14 protein-coding genes and 1 tRNA gene are annotated in these 15,643 nt (G+C 67.1%); 7 read left to right on the top strand and 8 right to left on the bottom strand.

Annotated elements, in window-relative coordinates; all coding sequences use genetic code 11:
• The first annotated feature begins 265 nt into the window (after window positions 1-265).
• From ACFU4Z_RS00215 to ACFU4Z_RS00195, 5 genes are read left to right on the top strand one after another with little or no spacing between them, the layout of a single operon-like run.
• Window positions 266-1,765, top strand: coding sequence for a CoA-acylating methylmalonate-semialdehyde dehydrogenase (locus ACFU4Z_RS00215; RefSeq protein ID WP_379058108.1), 1,500 nt, complete (start codon window positions 266-268; stop codon window positions 1,763-1,765).
• Between the two features lie 4 nt (window positions 1,766-1,769).
• A complete protein-coding gene (locus ACFU4Z_RS00210; RefSeq protein ID WP_379058106.1) occupies window positions 1,770-2,909 on the top strand; it encodes an acyl-CoA dehydrogenase family protein in 1,140 nt (379 codons plus the stop codon).
• On the top strand, window positions 2,906-3,979 hold the full coding sequence (locus ACFU4Z_RS00205; RefSeq protein WP_379058104.1) for an enoyl-CoA hydratase/isomerase family protein: 1,074 nt from the start codon (window positions 2,906-2,908) through the stop codon (window positions 3,977-3,979). Before ACFU4Z_RS00210 ends, ACFU4Z_RS00205 begins: the two co-directional genes overlap by 4 nt.
• The gene (gene mmsB, locus ACFU4Z_RS00200; RefSeq protein WP_379058101.1) at window positions 3,976-4,872 is read left to right on the top strand and encodes a 3-hydroxyisobutyrate dehydrogenase; all 897 of its coding nucleotides are present in this window, start codon (window positions 3,976-3,978) and stop codon (window positions 4,870-4,872) included. The genes ACFU4Z_RS00205 and mmsB overlap by 4 nt, the downstream gene beginning before the upstream one ends.
• Before the next feature lie 46 nt (window positions 4,873-4,918).
• Window positions 4,919-5,704: an enoyl-CoA hydratase gene (locus tag ACFU4Z_RS00195; RefSeq protein WP_328409811.1), complete on the top strand. Its 786-nt coding sequence runs from the start codon at window positions 4,919-4,921 to the stop codon at window positions 5,702-5,704.
• Between the two features lie 94 nt (window positions 5,705-5,798).
• Here ACFU4Z_RS00195 and ACFU4Z_RS00190 read toward each other — a convergent pair whose 3' ends face one another.
• Together ACFU4Z_RS00190 and ACFU4Z_RS00185 are read right to left on the bottom strand one after the other, a co-directional pair.
• Entirely contained in the window at window positions 5,799-6,857 is a 1,059-nt protein-coding gene (locus tag ACFU4Z_RS00190; protein ID WP_379058097.1) for an Hsp70 family protein, read from the bottom strand.
• A gap of 128 nt (window positions 6,858-6,985) precedes the next feature.
• The gene (locus ACFU4Z_RS00185) at window positions 6,986-7,534 is read right to left on the bottom strand and encodes a MarR family winged helix-turn-helix transcriptional regulator (RefSeq protein WP_379058094.1); all 549 of its coding nucleotides are present in this window, start codon (window positions 7,532-7,534) and stop codon (window positions 6,986-6,988) included.
• A 142-nt stretch (window positions 7,535-7,676) separates the two neighbouring features.
• On the opposite strand from ACFU4Z_RS00185, the gene ACFU4Z_RS00180 reads away from it, so the two are divergent.
• Window positions 7,677-7,748, top strand: a tRNA-Cys gene (locus ACFU4Z_RS00180).
• Between the two features lie 69 nt (window positions 7,749-7,817).
• Here ACFU4Z_RS00180 and ACFU4Z_RS00175 read toward each other — a convergent pair.
• From ACFU4Z_RS00175 to ACFU4Z_RS00150, 6 genes are all read right to left on the bottom strand, one after another.
• A complete protein-coding gene (locus ACFU4Z_RS00175) occupies window positions 7,818-8,876 on the bottom strand; it encodes an ABC transporter ATP-binding protein (protein ID WP_379058091.1) in 1,059 nt (352 codons plus the stop codon).
• Window positions 8,873-10,426, bottom strand: coding sequence for an ABC transporter permease (locus tag ACFU4Z_RS00170; RefSeq protein ID WP_379058087.1), 1,554 nt, complete (start codon window positions 10,424-10,426; stop codon window positions 8,873-8,875). The genes ACFU4Z_RS00175 and ACFU4Z_RS00170 overlap by 4 nt, the downstream gene beginning before the upstream one ends.
• Before the next feature lie 2 nt (window positions 10,427-10,428).
• Complete coding sequence (locus ACFU4Z_RS00165) at window positions 10,429-11,451, bottom strand: iron ABC transporter substrate-binding protein (protein ID WP_379058084.1); 1,023 nt, start codon at window positions 11,449-11,451, stop codon at window positions 10,429-10,431.
• 202 nt (window positions 11,452-11,653) lie between these two features.
• Window positions 11,654-13,069 carry a metallophosphoesterase gene (locus ACFU4Z_RS00160; RefSeq protein WP_379058081.1) on the bottom strand — a complete coding sequence of 472 codons (1,416 nt, stop codon included), beginning with the start codon at window positions 13,067-13,069 and terminating at the stop codon, window positions 11,654-11,656.
• Window positions 13,070-13,085: 16 nt separating this feature from the next.
• Window positions 13,086-13,727: a hypothetical protein gene (locus ACFU4Z_RS00155; protein ID WP_379058079.1), complete on the bottom strand. Its 642-nt coding sequence runs from the start codon at window positions 13,725-13,727 to the stop codon at window positions 13,086-13,088.
• A 115-nt stretch (window positions 13,728-13,842) separates the two neighbouring features.
• Window positions 13,843-14,346, bottom strand: coding sequence for a MarR family winged helix-turn-helix transcriptional regulator (locus ACFU4Z_RS00150; RefSeq protein WP_379058076.1), 504 nt, complete (start codon window positions 14,344-14,346; stop codon window positions 13,843-13,845).
• Window positions 14,347-14,408: 62 nt separating this feature from the next.
• Between ACFU4Z_RS00150 and ACFU4Z_RS00145 the strand changes: the two genes are divergently transcribed.
• Window positions 14,409-15,626, top strand: coding sequence for an amidohydrolase family protein (locus ACFU4Z_RS00145; protein WP_379058073.1), 1,218 nt, complete (start codon window positions 14,409-14,411; stop codon window positions 15,624-15,626).
• The last annotated feature ends 17 nt before the right edge of the window (window positions 15,627-15,643 follow it).

The raw sequence follows: 15,643 nt of genomic DNA, 5'->3' as shown, positions 1-15,643 counted from the left end.
TCATCCATCGGGAGGCCTCTTCGCGTAATCCGGCCGGCCGGTGCAGTGGGTGGCCTTATGTACTGGAACCGCACCCGCGCCTGCGGTGTGGCCGCTCGCTCTGAAGCCCCTGAGCTGGCCGTTCTCTGCCTGACCTGCGCTTTTGTGGAGTGGTATATCCCACATCTGCGCGCTCGCCGTGGATTTACTTGGACATCCAACTATAGGATGACCGTAAATCGAGCGTGGAGTTCCACGCCGCCGTTGTCGACACCTGAGGACTGGCATGGTTCGCGAACTCACACACTTCATCGGCGGGCAGCATGTCGCCGGCACGTCCGGCAGGTTCGGCGATGTCTTCGATCCGAACATCGGAGCGGTGCAGGCGCGGGTGCCGCTGGCGAGCAAGTCGGAGGTCGAGGCGGTCATCGCCGACGCCGCCGAGGCGCAGCAGGTGTGGGCCGCCTTCAATCCGCAGAAGCGGGCGCGGGTGTTGATGAAGTTCCTGACGCTGGTGCAGGACGAGATGGATTCGCTGGCCGCGCTGCTGTCGAGCGAGCACGGCAAGACCATCCCGGACGCCAAGGGTGATATTCAGCGCGGCCTAGAGGTGATCGAATTCGCCACCGGCATCCCGCACCTGCTCAAGGGTGAGTACACCGAGGGCGCGGGCACCGGTATAGACGTCTACTCGATGCGGCAGCCGCTCGGTGTCGTCGCGGGCATCACCCCGTTCAACTTCCCGGCCATGATCCCGCTGTGGAAGGCCGGTCCGGCGCTGGCGTGTGGAAACGCGTTCGTGCTCAAGCCTTCCGAGCGCGATCCTTCGGTGCCGCTGCGCCTGGCGGAGTTGTTCCTGGAGGCGGGCCTGCCCGCGGGTGTGTTCAACGTGGTCAACGGTGACAAGGAAGCCGTCGACGCACTGCTGCACGATCCGAGGATCAAGGCCGTAGGGTTCGTCGGTTCTACGCCGATCGCGCAGTACATCTACGAAACCGCGACCGCGAACGGCAAGCGCGCGCAGTGCTTCGGCGGCGCGAAGAACCACGCGATCGTGATGCCCGACGCCGACCTCGACGATGTCGCAGACCAATTGATCGGCGCCGGCTACGGTTCCGCGGGCGAGCGCTGCATGGCCATCTCGGTCGCCGTGCCGGTCGGCGAGGAGACCGCGGATCGCCTGGTCGCCAAGCTCACCGAGCGGGTGCACAAGCTCAACATCGGTCGCTCCGATGATCCCGGCGCCGACCTCGGTCCGCTGGTCGGCCAGGACGGCGTGAACCGGGTGAACAACTACGTCCAGATCGGCATCGACGAGGGCGCGGAACTGGTCGTCGACGGCCGCGGGCTGACGGTGGAAGGCGGCGAGAACGGCTACTTCGTCGGCGCCACCCTGTTCGACAAGGTCACCCCGGAGATGCGGATCTATCAGGAAGAGATCTTCGGTCCGGTGGTCAGCGTGGTGCGCGCCAAGGATTACGAAGAGGGCCTGCGCCTGGCCGATGAGCACGAATACGGCAATGGCGTAGCGATTTTCACCCGCGACGGCGACACCGCCCGCGATTTCGCCGCTCGCGTCCAGGTGGGCATGGTCGGCATCAATGTTCCGATCCCGGTCCCGATCGCCTACTACACCTTCGGCGGCTGGAAGCGTTCCGGCTTCGGCGACCTGAACCAGCACGGCCCCGATTCGATCCGCTTCTACACCAAGACCAAGACGGTGACGCAGCGTTGGCCCTCCGGCCTCAAGGAGAGCAATGCCTTCGTCATCCCGACGATGGACTGAGGTCATGTTCGTACTCGACGACGACGAGAAGGCGATCTCCGAGACCGCCCGCTCCTTTGCCGACGAGCTACTCGCCCCGAACGCCCTCGAATGGGATGAGCAGAAACACTTCCCGGTCGATGTGGTGCGCAAGGCGGGCTCGCTGGGCATGGGCGGCATCTACGTGGGCGAGGATGTCGGCGGCTCCGGGCTGCGCAGGCTCGATGCCGTCCGCATCTTCGAGCAGCTCTCCACCGGCTGCCCGGCCATCGCCGCCTATATCTCCATCCACAACATGGTTTCGTGGATGATCGACAGTTACGGCAACGAGCTGCAGCGCCACCGCTGGCTGCCCCGGCTCACCTCGATGGAATGGCTCGGCAGCTATGCGCTGACCGAGCCCGGCGCCGGCTCCGACGCGGCGGCCTTGAGCACCAAGGCCGTTCGTGACGGTGACGACTATCTGCTCACCGGGGTGAAGCAATTCATCTCCGGCGCGGGCAGCGCCGACGTGTACGTCGTGATGGCGCGCACCGGCGACGCGGGTGCGCGGGGCATCTCGGCGTTCATCGTTCCCGCGGACACACCGGGAGTATCTTTCGGCGCCAACGAGAAGAAGATGGGCTGGCACGCACAGCCCACCCGTCAGGTGATCCTCGACGCCGCCAGGGTTCCCGCCGCGAATCGGCTCGGCCTGGAGGGCGACGGTTTCCGGATCGCCATGAACGGGCTCAACGGCGGACGCTTGAACATCGCCGCCTGTTCGCTCGGCGGCGGTCGCTCGGCACTGGACAAGGCGGTCGCCTACCTGGGCGAGCGCAAAGCCTTCGGCGCCCGGCTGCTGGACAATACCGCTCTGCAATTCGAGCTGGCGGATATGCGCACCTCGTTGGAGGCGGCCCGCACTCTGCTGTGGCGTGCCGCGGCGGCACTGGACGCCGATGCCGACGACAAGGTCGAGTTGTGCGCCATGGCCAAGCGATTCGCGACCGACGCCGGTTTCGATGTCGCCAATAGGGCGCTTCAGCTGCACGGCGGCTACGGCTACCTGGCCGAATACGGCGTCGAGAAGATCGTCCGCGATCTGCGGGTGCACCAGATTCTCGAGGGCACGAACGAAATCATGCGGGTGGTTGTCGCCCGCTCGGTGGTAGGAGCGGCATGACCGGAACGGAACCCGACATCCTGATCGACAAGCGCGACGGCCTCGGCCTGATCACGCTGAACCGGCCCAAGGCCATCAATGCGCTGAATCACGAGATGGCGCTTGCCATGTCGCGCGCATTGCGCGAGTGGGCCGAGGACGACGAGGTGCGCACCGTCGTCGTCACCGGCGCGGGGGAGCGCGGGCTGTGCGCGGGTGGCGACATCGTCGCCATCCACCACGACGCGAAGGCCGGCGGTGACGCCGCCACCAGCGCGACGGCCGCCTTCTGGCGCGACGAGTACATCCTCAACGCGCTGATCGGCCGCTACATCAAGCCCTACGTCGTTGTCATGGACGGCATCGTGATGGGCGGCGGCGTCGGTATTTCCGGCCACGGCAGCCATCGCATCGTCACCGAACGCTCCAAGATCGGCATGCCGGAGGTCGGCATCGGTTTCATCCCCGACGTGGGCGGCACCTACCTCTTGGCTCGCACCCCCGGCGAGATCGGCACGCACGTCGCGCTGACCACCGCACGGATGAGCGCGGGCGATGCCATCGCCACCGGCTTCGCCGACTACTACGTGCCCTCGGAAAACATTCCGGCACTGCTGGAGACGCTGCGCTCGGAGACGGCCGAGATCGCGATCGCCAAGTTCGCCACGGACGCACCGGAATCCGAGTTGCTCGCCGAGCAGGACTGGATCGATGCCTGCTACAGCGCGGACTCCGTCGAGGAGATCGTTGCCCGTCTGCAGGCGAGCGATTCACCTGCCGCGATCACGGCTGCTGCCGAGATTCTCGGCAAATCACCTGTCGCACTGAAGGTTACGCTGCGCTCACTGCGCGCGGCCCGCGCCTCGTCGAGCCTGGAGGCAGTGCTGAACGAGGAGTACCGCGTTTCGGTCGCCTCGTTGGCCTCGCATGATCTGGTCGAGGGCATCCGCGCGCAGGTGATCGACAAAGACCGAAACCCGCAGTGGTCGCCCGCGACGCTCGCCGATGTCACGGTGGCGCGGGTCGACGCGTACTTCGCCGAATTGGGCGAGTACGAACTGGGTTCGACGATTCCGGAGGGACAGCAGTGAGTAAGAAGATCGGCTTCCTCGGCCTCGGCCATATGGGCGGACCCATGGCCGCCAACCTGGTGCGGGCGGGCTACGACGTCATCGCCTTCGACCCGGTCCCCGCCGCGCAGGAGCAGGCGCGCAAGGACGGCGCCACCGTGGTGGACACCGCCGCCGCGGCGGCCGCCGACCGCGATGTGGTGATCACCATGCTGCCCAACGGCAAACTGGTCCTCGATGTCTACGCGGATCTGCTCTCCGCCGCCGCACCGGGCACGCTGTTCATCGACTCCTCGACCATCGATGTCGCCGACGCCAAGGCCGCGGCCGAGCTCGCCGTCGGCGCGGGTCATCGCGCACTGGACGCCCCGGTGTCCGGCGGTGTCGCAGGCGCTGCCGCGGGCACGCTGACCTTCATGGTCGGCGGCGACACCGCGGACTTCGCCGACGCACTGCCGGTGCTCGAGGTGATGGGCGGCAAGGTCGTGCACTGTGGAGGCCCCGGTGTCGGCCAGGCCGCGAAGATCTGCAACAACATGCTGCTCGGCATCTCGATGATCGGCCTGTCCGAGGCGCTCGTGCTCGGTGAGAAGCTGGGCCTGAGCCACCAGTCGTTCTTCGACGTCGTCTCCACCGCGTCGGGCCAGAGTTGGGCACTGACCAGCTACTGTCCGGTCCCCGGCCCGGTGCCGACCAGCCCGGCCAACAACGACTACCAGCCCGGTTTCGCCACCGCGCTGATGACCAAGGACCTCGGTCTCGCCGCGAACGCCCTGCGCGACAATGGCATCGACGGCAGGCTCGGCATGCTCGCCGCCGAGATCTACACCCGGTTCAACCAGGCCGAGGCTGGAAAGGACTTCTCGGCTATCGTCACCGATATCCGTAACCGATCCGACCAAGAGGGTGCCTGAAAAAATGGACGCATCGCGAAGCGATTCCGTGGGGGGTGGAGGCCGGGTGACGGGAGGGCCGGACTTCGAGACGATTCTGCTGGAGCGCAAGGGCCGGGTCGGCTGGATCACGCTGAACCGCCCCAAGGCGCTCAATGCGCTGAACGCGCAGGTCCTCGACGATGTCATCGCCGCGCTCGATGAGCTGGAGCACGACGACGCGATCGGCGCCATCGTCATCACCGGCTCGGAGCGCGCCTTCGCGGCCGGCGCCGACATCAAGGAGATGCAGCCCAAGTCGTACATGGACATGTTCATGAACGACTACTTCGCGCGCTGGGATCGGCTCGCCGCATTCCGCAAGCCCACCATCGCCGCGGTCGCGGGGTACGCGCTCGGTGGTGGCTGTGAGCTGGCCATGATCTGCGACATCCTGCTCGCCGCCGACAACGCCAAGTTCGGCCAGCCGGAGATCAAGCTCGGTGTCATCCCTGGTATCGGCGGCTCGCAGCGCCTGACCCGCGCTGTCGGCAAGGCCAAGGCCATGGACCTGGTGCTCACGGGCCGCAATATGGATGCCGAGGAAGCCGAGCGTGCCGGCCTGGTTTCCCGCATCGTGCCCGCCGCCGACCTGCTCGACACCGCACTCGAGGTCGCCGAGACCATCGCCTCGATGTCGCTGCCGGTCACCATGATCGCCAAGGAAGCCGTCAACCGCTCCTTCGAAACCACCCTCGCCGAGGGCCTGCGCTTCGAACGTCGAGTCTTCCACTCGCTCTTCGCGATCGAGGACCAGAAGGAAGGCATGTCCGCCTTCGTCGAGAAGCGCCCCGCGAAATTCACCAACCGCTGACATAGCCGATGAGGGAGGCCCGGCCGAGCACTTCGGCCGGGCCTCGTGGTTTTCGGAGCAGGCACAACGACCGGTTGCGCTCGGTGTCGGAGGCTCAGCCGAAGGGGGTTGCCGGGATGCCCGCCACCTCTACCGGAGTCGGCGCGGTCCCCCCGCCCGGGGACTGCGCCGAATTCTTGTCCATGGCAAGCAATCCGGCGATGGTGGCGCCGAGTGCCACGGTGACCGCCACGGCGGCGATGAGTTTTCTCCGGCCGACGGTGCCCGAGGTGAGGGTGGGCAGGGTTGCGCCGGTGCGGATTCGGGCCATGCGGACGTCGCCGGTGGGGCGTTCGGCGGCGACCAGGACGGCGCCCCGGGCGGAGACGTATTCGGGTTCGGAGTCGTAGATGATCGGCAGGTCGGTCATGTCGCCGAGCGCCTCGCGGATGTTCGGGTTGCGGGTGCAGCCGCCGAGCAGGACCATCGCCTCGGGGTGCACGCCGGTTTCCTCGATGAGCTGACGGACGAACGACGCCGAATGATGGATGCTCGCCGCGCACAGTTCGGCGAGATCGCTGCGGGTGACAACGGCTCGGCCGCCGGTGGTGGGGTCCATGGCTGTCACCACCCTGACGCTGCTGAGGGCTTCGCGGTGTCTGCGGCTTGTCAGTTTGTCGGTGAGCACGCTGCCGCGGGCCAATTGCCAGCGCAGCAGTGCGTCGTAGCCGTCGCCCCCGAGCACGGTGCTGCGTTTGCTGGACAGGATGGTGTCGGTCCGGCAGTCGGCGTGCGTGATGGTCAGGCCGGAGCTGCCGAGGTCGTAGAGGATCACCGAGCCGGTGTCGGGGAGCAGGCCGGTGAAGCGCAGATACCGCAGCTGGGCGAGCGGTTCGTCGACGATGGTGAGCCGGGTGCGGCCCGCCGCGGCTCGGATGGACTCGGCGTGCAACGGGCAGCGGCAGGTCACCGCGGTTCCGGTGATCAGCTCGTCGCGGTGCTCGGCGGATCCGCTCATCTGGCGAATCGCCTCGAAAACGGGTTCGTCGACGCCACCGCCCGCGCGTCGCGGCACCTCGCAGCGATCGATCGGGGGGAGGTGCGGCTGATCGGAATGCGTCAGCATCGCGCGCGCGCCGCCAGCGCCCGCCGATACCCCCAAGACCAGCACCATGGATCCATGGTGGACCTTTTCCGCGCCGCTGCCAAGACGACGGGGCTGGTAATTCGCTAGTTGGATGCCGGACCGTTACCGGACGGTCGTCGAGTTCAGGTATCGACCGACCAGTTCCCGTGTGGAAGTCAGTGATCGGCGGCTGTCCAGCGAGCCGGTTCGCCTTCGGTGTCGAAGTCGCCTGCGGCATGCCGGAATTCTGCGAGCAACTGCAACAACGTGTGCAGTCGATCCGGCTCCAGCCCGGGCACCGCGAACACCTTCGCATTGAGCTCCGCGGTCGCTTCGGCGACCAATTCCCTTCCCGCGTCGGTGATTTCGACCAATGTTGCCCGACGGTCGCTGGGGTGCGGCACTCGCTCGACGAGCCGCGCCGCTTCGAGCCGGTCGACGGTATTCGTCACGCTTGTCGGGTGCACTTGAAGTCGGGCGCTCGCCTTGGTCATCGGCAGAGCGCCGGTTTTGCTGAAGTTCAGCAACATCAGGAGTTCGTAGCGCGAGAAGGTCAGACCGGTCGGTTTCAGAGCCTCGTCGACCCGGGCCATGACGATTTGCTGGGCCCGCACCAGAGAGGTCACGGCGGCCATTCCGTCGGCGACATCACCCCAGCCGTGGTCGACCCACTGGCGATGGGCCTCCTCGATCGGGTCCAGCGGGAGTGGGCGTGGCCGAGACATGCACCCGATCATTCCATGCGCACGGCCACCATCCCGCCATCCCGCCACATCCGGTCCGGCTCGGAACGCGCGAACCCACTTCGAATCAGAGTGAGCGCAAGGGTGGGCGGGCTCGGCTCGAAACGGCACTATTCAGTGCGAGGCGGGCGTGGCTGAGTGGTTGAGGCAACGGTCTGCAAAGCCGTTTACGCGGGTTCAATTCCCGCCGCTCGCTCTACGCGGTCAAGGGTGCCGCCAGGGTGCTCGGCTCGGTGGAACGACATCACCGAGCCGAGCACCTGCTTCAGGATTCGTCTGCCGCTTCGTAGGCGACTGCGGCGCCGAGCACGTCAAGGCGCACGCGCTGGCCGGTGGTCGGGGCCGCGGCGCTGGCGCGGCGCACGCGCACCGGGTCGGTGTCGCCGTCCAAGGCGATGGTCAGCATGACATCGGCGCCACGGAATTCCACCTCGCGCACCACGCCGCTGCTCTGTTCGGCATCCGAAACCACATGGGCCACCAGCTGTTCCGGACGGATCATGAGGGTCACCTGGCCCGAAGGCGCCGACTTCTGCACCGGGATTCGCCCGAGCGCGCACTTGGCGATATCCGCGTCGACGATCCCGTCGAGCAGTACGCAGTCGCCGAGAAAGCGGGCGGTGAACAGATCGGTGGGCGCGGCGTACACCTGCTCGGGCGCACCGACCTGGGTGAACCGGCCCTGCCGCATCACCGCGACCTGCTCGGCGAAGCAGAGCGCCTCTTCCTGATCGTGGGTGACCAGGATGCTCGTCATGCCTGCCGCGCGCAGCGTCTCGGCGACCGCCTGTCTGGTGGTGGTGCGCAGGCCCGCGTCCAGAGCGCTGAACGGTTCGTCGAGCAGCATCACGTCGGGTCTGCGTGCCAGGGCGCGGGCCAGCGCGACGCGCTGTTGCTGCCCGCCGGAGAGCTGATGCGGGCGGCGGTCGGCATAGGAGGGGTCCAGCGACACCATATCCAGCAGTTCGCCGACGCGGTGCTTGCCGCGGCGCATCCCACGGAATCCGCTGCGCAGACCGTAGGCGATGTTCTGGCCGACGGTCAGATGCGGGAACAGTGCGCCGTCCTGCGCGACGTAGCCGATGTTGCGCCGCTGCGGCGGCACCGAGAATCGATCCCCCACAACGGTTTCCGTGCCGATGGACACCGATCCGGCATCCGGCGACTCGAAGCCCGCGATCACCCGGAGCAGCGTGGTCTTGCCGCAGCCGGACGAGCCGACCACCGCGGTGGAACTCCCGTCGGGAACCTCCAGGGTGATCCCACCGAGAACCTGGGTGTGCCCGAACGCCTTCGCGACGTCGGCCACGACAAGTCGGCTCATACTCCCGCCGCCTTCCTGGATTGGGTGAACAGCAGATACGTCACCGGCACCGCCGCGACGATCATGAGCAGCGCATAGGGTGCCGCGGCCGCGTAGTCCAATTCGCCCGACAGCGACCAGAACCGCATGGCCAGCGTGCGAGTTCCGCTGGGCGCCAAGAGCAACGTCGCGGTGAGTTCGGTCGCGACGGCGACGAAGACCAGTGCGCCCGCGGACGCCGCGGCGGGCGCGCTGAGCCGCAACGTCACTCGCAGGAAGGTGGCCACACCGGACTGCCCGAGCGAGCGCGACACTTCCTCCAACCCGATCGGCACCTGCGCAAGCCCGGCTCGCACGCTGACCAGCGCCCGAGGCAGGAACATCAGCACATACGCGGCCACCACCATGGTCACCGTCTGGTAGAGCGGCGGCGCCCATCGGATGGTGACCGTCACCATGGCCAGGGCGATCACGATGCCGGGCAACGAGCTGGTGATGTAGTTGGCGCCCTCCACAATTCGGGCGAACGCCGAGGTAGAGCGCACCGCGATCCAGGCCACCGGGAACGCGCAGAGGGTAGTGATCAGGGCGGCCATGGCGGCCAGCGCGACGGTCTGCCCGAGCGCCTGGCCGATCTCGCCGAGATCCCACACCTTCGCACCACCCGACCGCAGCCAGCGCACGATCGTCCACAGCGGCACCCCGAGCGCGCCCGCGGTCACCGCTGTCAGTGCGACGAGCACCGGGATTGTGCCGAACCCGAGCCGAACCCGCGCCGCGGCGCGCGGCGCGCCGCTGCCGATCCTGGCGTAGCGCGCACTACCGCGGGCCGCCGCCTCGCCCGCGAGCAGCGCCAGGCAGCACAGCACGAGCACGCCGGCGAGCATGCTGCCCGCGGGACCGGCGAAACTGGATTGATACTGCTCGAAAATCGCGGTGGTGAAGGTGTCGAATCTGACCATCACGAACGCGCCGTATTCGGCGAGCAGGTGCAGTGAAATCAGCAGCCCGCCACCGAGAATCGCCAACCGCAATTGCGGAAGCACAATGCGCAGGAATACCGCCACCGGTCCGGAACCGAGGGCACGCGCGGATTCCTCCACCGAGGGATCGAGGCGACGCAGTGTCGCCGCCGCAGGCAGGTACACCAGCGGGAAATAGGACATGGTCGAGATGACGACACCGGCAGGCAGCCCGTGCATCGTCGGGAAAGCACTCACCCAGCCGTAGCTGTTCACGAAGGCGGGCACGGCGAGCGGAGCCGCGAACACCGGACCCCACCAGGCCGCGCCGGGGACCGCCGTGCGCTCGACCACCCAGGCGAGTCCGACCCCGAGCACCACGCAGATCGGCACCGTGAGCACCACCAGTCCGGCCGTATTGCGCAGCAGTTCACCGACTCTGGGCCGGAACACCAGATCGGCGGCCTGGTCGAGACCGGTGGAGAAGATCGTGGACACGATGTAGCCGAGCGGCACGAACGTCGCCGCGACAAGCAGCAGGGCGACGGTCGTGACGAGAGGCCCGGGTCTGCCGATCCGGGAGGAAACGACGGCGGTCCGAACAGCCACGGTTAGAGCAGACCTGCCTCGGTCATCAGCGCGGTCACCTTCTTGGCGTCGAGCTTGCTGGGATCGACCGACGGCGCCTGCAGATCGGCGAGCGGCGGCAACGCCGGGTTGGCCGCGACGTCACTGGCCACCGGGTACTCCATGGAGTTGCCATCGCGCAGGATCTGCTGCCCGGACTCGGCGGTGATGAACGCCAGGAACTTCTGCGCCGATTCCTGCTTCTTGCTCGACTTCAGCACGCCGCCGCCGGACACGCTGACGAAGGCGCCGGGGTCCTGGTTCTTGAAGTAGTGCAGCGCGGTGTCGGCACTGCTCTCCTTGGTGTTGGCCTGGTCGCGGTACCAGTAGTAGTGATAGATCACGCCACCGTCGGGCCGGCCGGAGTTGACGGCCTTCATGGTGGCGACATTGTTCGGGAACGCGGTGGCGTTGTCCTTCATGCCCTTGAGCCAGGCGCGCGTGGTGTCCTCGCCCTTCAGCGCGAGCAGGCCGGCCACGATGGCCTGGAAGTCGGCGCCCGAGACTCCCGCGCCCCAGCGGCCCTTCCATTGCGGCTGGGCGAGGTCCAGCAGCGACGCGGGCAACTGATCGGCGGCGACCTTGTCCTTGTTGTAGACGAAAACCGTTGAGCGGGCGGCGATTCCGGTCCACTTACCGGTGGAGGGGCGGAACTGCGCAGGCACCTGATCGAGAGTCCGCTTGTCGAGGTCGGCGAACAGGCCCGCGTTCTCGACCAGCGCCATGGCGGGGGAGTTCTCGGTCAGGAAGACGTCGGCGGGGGAGGCGGCGCCTTCGGCGACGAGCTGGTTGCCCAGCGCTGTGTCGCCGCCTTGCCGCAAGGTGACCTTGATGCCGGTCTGCTTGGTGAACGCGTCCACCCACTCTTTGGTGAGCGATTCGTGCTGTGCGTTGTAGACCGTGATTTCGTTGGTGTCGTCCGAGGAATTGGAGCAGGCCGTCATCCCTAGCACCGCGACCGCGACCGCGAGCGTCGCGGACACCGATTTCCATCTGACCGACACCATTATCTGTCCTTCCGACACGTAATAGCCCGCCTACCTATGATGAGGCTTACCTAAGCAACATACCGCGTTCGACGTGCGCGGATGGTATCGGTCCTGATGCGGCCGCAATGCGCGACGGCCGCTGGTGACGGTGTGCGGGCCGGTCGAACAACACCGCCCGTGACGGCTTGCAGGTCGCCCGAGCCACGCCCTTTTCGGGCTGTTATCGGAGTCCCGAGAAATCACGCAGCACAACGTGATTGCGATCGGCGCACGTGCCGAGCGTGTAATCCGGCAGCAGGCCGAAGTATTCGGCTCTGGTCGTCGCGCTCCATCGCTTGGCCGCGGGTGTGCGGGTTTTGTAGAAATTCACCATGTACCCGCCCTCGTAGAGTCGAAGCAGGCTGTAGCCGCCCGGATATTCCTTCACGGCGGCCACTTCCAGGAATTCGACGGCGCACGACGCGTCCGGGCGCGTGCGTCTGTTGCGGTGGGTGTGGCCGCTGTGCTGCAAAAACACGCCGGGAGCCCGCTCGTAGAGCGACTGCAGTTCGGCGCTGTCGGGGCGGTTCAGCACGAACCCGGGTCCTGCGGTGTTGGTGAGTCCGGACTCGATCGTCACCGGATGGTGGCCGAACACCAGCGTCGGACGGTCCGGGTCGGCGTGCAGCAGTTCGGCGAGGTGCTCGAATTGCGGGCGCTCGATGCTGCCGCCCGCGCCGTCGAGCTCGCTGGTGTCCAGGCCGATCAGCCGCAGCCCGCCGACCTCGTGCTCGATCAGCTGCTGACGTGGGGTGAATTCGTGGGCCCAGCAGTCGTGATGGTCGGCGGCCGCGGGTGCACAGGCTTGATAAGCCGCACCGAGATGGGGCCGGTCGTGGTTGCCACGCGCGACGAGATAGTCACGCCCCAGCGTGCCCCACCTGTCCAGGTGGGCACGGACGGCGCGGGACTCCGCGGCCGTCGCCTCGTTGGTGAGGTCGCCCGCGATGATCAGCCGGTCGGCGTCGCGGTCGGGACGGCGCAAGTCGTCGAGCAATGCCGCGAGCATCACCTCCGGATACGGCGGCAGGTCGGGTTCCTGCCGGAATCCGGGCGGCAGGTCGCCGATGACAAGACCGCTGACCTGCTCGCCGTAATGCACGTCGTTGGCCAGCGCGAGGGTGCGCAGCGGGCGGCCCGGTGGCGGCACCAATGTGGTGAATTCGCTGGTGGATTCGGGACTGCCAGGGGTCAGCGTGGTCAACGAGAGTGCGGGGCTCGCGCGCACGCCGTTCGACACCGCCTCGAATCGATAGCGGCGCCCGGGTTCGAGGCCGTCGATTTCCGCGTAGTGGAACGGGGTGGGCTCGGCGTCGGTGTAGACCGGTGTCACGGCGCGTGGCGAGTCGGCGGGGCCGAGGCGAACTTCGGTGTCGGAGTCCGCGGGCACCAGCCGTCCCGTGGGATCCGGCGTCACCGTGGTCCACGTCAGAATCACCGATCGATCGGTGATCGTGACGACTTCCAGGTCGGTGGCGACCAGTGAATTCGGTTGTGCCCGAGCCGCACTCGATCGGACCGTGCCTGTGACGGGCAGTAGCGCGGCAAGGCCGATGGCGGCGAGCAGGGTTCGGCGCGAGGGGCCGCAGCAACTCATAGACGACGGTGCGCGTTCAGTACTTGTCCGTTTCCGCCGAGCAGACCCGCCACTTGCCGTCTTCCTTCCGCAAATGTTCATTGGTGCTGTCGTCGGTGTCGGGCGCTTCGCCGGGGAGCGTGAGTGTCAGGTGTCCGACAACGTGCGCGGTCGCCCGGTCTCCGGTGATCACGATGTTCTCGATTCTATCGATGGTCACCGATACCTTGGACGCATCGAAGGCCTGCTTCTGCTCCTCGCTCAGCGCGTCGAACTCGGCGCGATCCGACGCGCACGCCTTCGCGGCCGCCGCCCGGAAGCCGTCTTTGCCGAGGGCGTCATAGAAGTCGTGGATCGCCACCTCGATCTTCTTTTCGTCGGAAGCGAGCGGCGTCTTGCCCTGCACCGTCAGCACCACACCCGCGGCAATCCCGCCCGCGATGATCAGCACCAGCACCAGCAAACCTATGAACAGTCCCGTTCGCTTCTTCTTCGGCGGTTGCGGGTACCCCTGCGGCGGATATCCGGGCGGCGGGTAGCCCGCGCCACCCTGCGGCGGGTACCCGTAGGGCTGCTGCGGCTGCGGCGGGTACGGCCCCTGTTGTGGATACCCCTGCTGACCTGGCTGTTCCGGGTATTGCGATCCGTACGGCTGCTGCCCGCTCGGCGGATATGTCATCGTCCCATCCCTCCGCTCACCCCCGGTCTGCCACGAAGATTACGGCACTGGGAGACCGGGCGAACGGAACCGGGAGAACGCTGGCGATGACCGGCCGTGGGCAAGCAGGTGCTGGTCAGCGGGGGCGGCGGCGGCCGACAATCGCGTTGATGTCGCGCAGCGCGTCCGCGGCTCGGCGTATCGCGTCGTCGGGTACGCCGGCCATCACCTGCTCGTGCACGCGGCCCGCGGTCGCCACCGCGGCCTCGGCGATGCGCAGGCCATCGGGCGTCAGCTGGACCCACCGACTGCGGCCATCGCCCGGGTTGTCGGCGCGTTCGATGCGGCCTACGGAGGTAAGGCGCTGCAGCACGTTGCTGGTGCCGCCCGAGGTCAGAAACAGTGCGCGGCTGAGCTCGCTCGGCTTGAGTCGATGTGGGGCGCCCGCGCGCAATAGTGCTGCCAGCACATCGAATTCGGCATAGGTGAGCCCGAATTCGGCGATCTCGGTCCGGATCGCCTGCTGCATCACCCCGTCGAGTCGCGAGATCCGCTTGCTCAGCTCCAGCGTCGCGATCAACGAGTCGGACAGGCCGTTGGCCTGCCATCCCGGCACCAGTTCGTCGACGTCATCCTGCACAGCGGGAAGTTTACTAGCTTTCATTATTGCTTTCTTAAAAGCTTTTCATCTAGCCTTGGGCTATGAGTTCGACACTTCTTCTCCGCGGCGGCATCGTGCTGGACACCGAGCCGTGGCCGCGGGTCACCGAGCACACCGACGTCTTGATCGAGAACGGTCGAATCGCCGCTCTCGGAACGGGATTGAGCGCACCCGAGGTGCTCGACGTCAGCGGTCACATCGTGATGCCGGGGTTCGTCGACACTCATCGGCACACCTGGCAGGCGGCCATCGGCGCGACCATGGCCGACGCCACCCTCGGCGACTACCTCGCGCGTGTCCTCGGTGGTTACGCGCCGCGCTATCGACCTGCCGACGTTCGCATCGGCAACCTCGCGGGAGCATTGGACGCGCTGGGTTCCGGTACAACGACGCTGCTCGACTGGTCACAGCTCAATGCCACTCCGGAACACACCGACGCCGCGATCCAGGGACTCCGCGAGTCGGGCATCCGCGGTGTATTCGCCTATGGCGGGCCCGCTCCCGCGTCGGTCATGCCTCGGCTGACGTTCGCCTACGCCGCGATGGGGCCCGAAATCGCCGGAGCGGACGAGGGGATTCGAGAATGGCGCGAAGCCAGGGATCTCGGTCTGCCGATCACCGTGCACATGGGCGGCAATGGAAGAGAAAGCGCGGCAAAGGGATTGGCCGTGCTGGCGACGAACAAGCTGCTCGGGCCGCACACCACGTATATCCACCCCAACTATTTCTCCGACGACGAACTGCGGCAGATAGCCGATACCGGCGGCACTGCGTCGATCGCGCCGATCAGCGAGGCAGGCCTGCACATCGGCTACCCCGCAACCGGCCGCCTGCGTGCGGCCGGTATCCCAACCTCTCTCAGCACCGACTCCGTCACCAGTGGCCCCGGCGACATGTTCGGCGTGATGCGGGCCGCCTACCTACTCGAAAGGGCCCGTCCCGGACTGGAATTCACCACTCGTGACGTCCTGCGCATGGCCACCCTCGATGGCGCGCAGGTACTCGGCCTCGGCGATGTCACCGGCTCGCTGCGCCCAGGCAAACAAGCCGACCTGCTCGTGCTGCGCACCGACAGCCTCGGCATGAGCGCCCTACTCGACCCGATCGCCGCAGTGGTCCTTGCTGCCGGACCTGCCGATATCGACACTGTGTTGGTCGGCGGCGAGATCGTCAAACGCGGTGGGCGACTTGTCCATCACCGAATCGATGCGGTGCGGGCCGAGCTATTGGAGTCGGCCCGCCACGTGGCGACCGTGTGAATTGCTATCGGTGACGG

The sequence above is a fragment of the Nocardia sp. NPDC057440 genome (assembly GCF_042802915.1).
In the GTDB taxonomy this organism is placed as follows: Bacteria; Actinomycetota; Actinomycetes; order Mycobacteriales; family Mycobacteriaceae; genus Nocardia.
This window is presented reverse-complemented; position numbering and strand designations above follow the sequence as displayed.

What these genes read in the sequence shown, in the direction of transcription:
- ACFU4Z_RS00175 (WP_379058091.1), bottom strand. Translation starts at nt 8,876, where the DNA reads ATGAGCCGACTTGTCGTGGCCGACGTCGCGAAGGCGTTCGGGCACACC.
- ACFU4Z_RS00190 (WP_379058097.1), bottom strand. Translation starts at nt 6,857, where the DNA reads ATGGTGCTGGTCTTGGGGGTATCGGCGGGCGCTGGCGGCGCGCGCGCG.
- ACFU4Z_RS00160 (WP_379058081.1), bottom strand. Translation starts at nt 13,069, where the DNA reads ATGAGTTGCTGCGGCCCCTCGCGCCGAACCCTGCTCGCCGCCATCGGC.
- ACFU4Z_RS00145 (WP_379058073.1), top strand. Translation starts at nt 14,409, where the DNA reads ATGAGTTCGACACTTCTTCTCCGCGGCGGCATCGTGCTGGACACCGAG.
- ACFU4Z_RS00215 (WP_379058108.1), top strand. Translation starts at nt 266, where the DNA reads ATGGTTCGCGAACTCACACACTTCATCGGCGGGCAGCATGTCGCCGGC.
- ACFU4Z_RS00205 (WP_379058104.1), top strand. Translation starts at nt 2,906, where the DNA reads ATGACCGGAACGGAACCCGACATCCTGATCGACAAGCGCGACGGCCTC.
- ACFU4Z_RS00155 (WP_379058079.1), bottom strand. Translation starts at nt 13,727, where the DNA reads ATGACATATCCGCCGAGCGGGCAGCAGCCGTACGGATCGCAATACCCG.
- ACFU4Z_RS00210 (WP_379058106.1), top strand. Translation starts at nt 1,770, where the DNA reads ATGTTCGTACTCGACGACGACGAGAAGGCGATCTCCGAGACCGCCCGC.
- ACFU4Z_RS00165 (WP_379058084.1), bottom strand. Translation starts at nt 11,451, where the DNA reads ATGGTGTCGGTCAGATGGAAATCGGTGTCCGCGACGCTCGCGGTCGCG.
- ACFU4Z_RS00185 (WP_379058094.1), bottom strand. Translation starts at nt 7,534, where the DNA reads ATGTCTCGGCCACGCCCACTCCCGCTGGACCCGATCGAGGAGGCCCAT.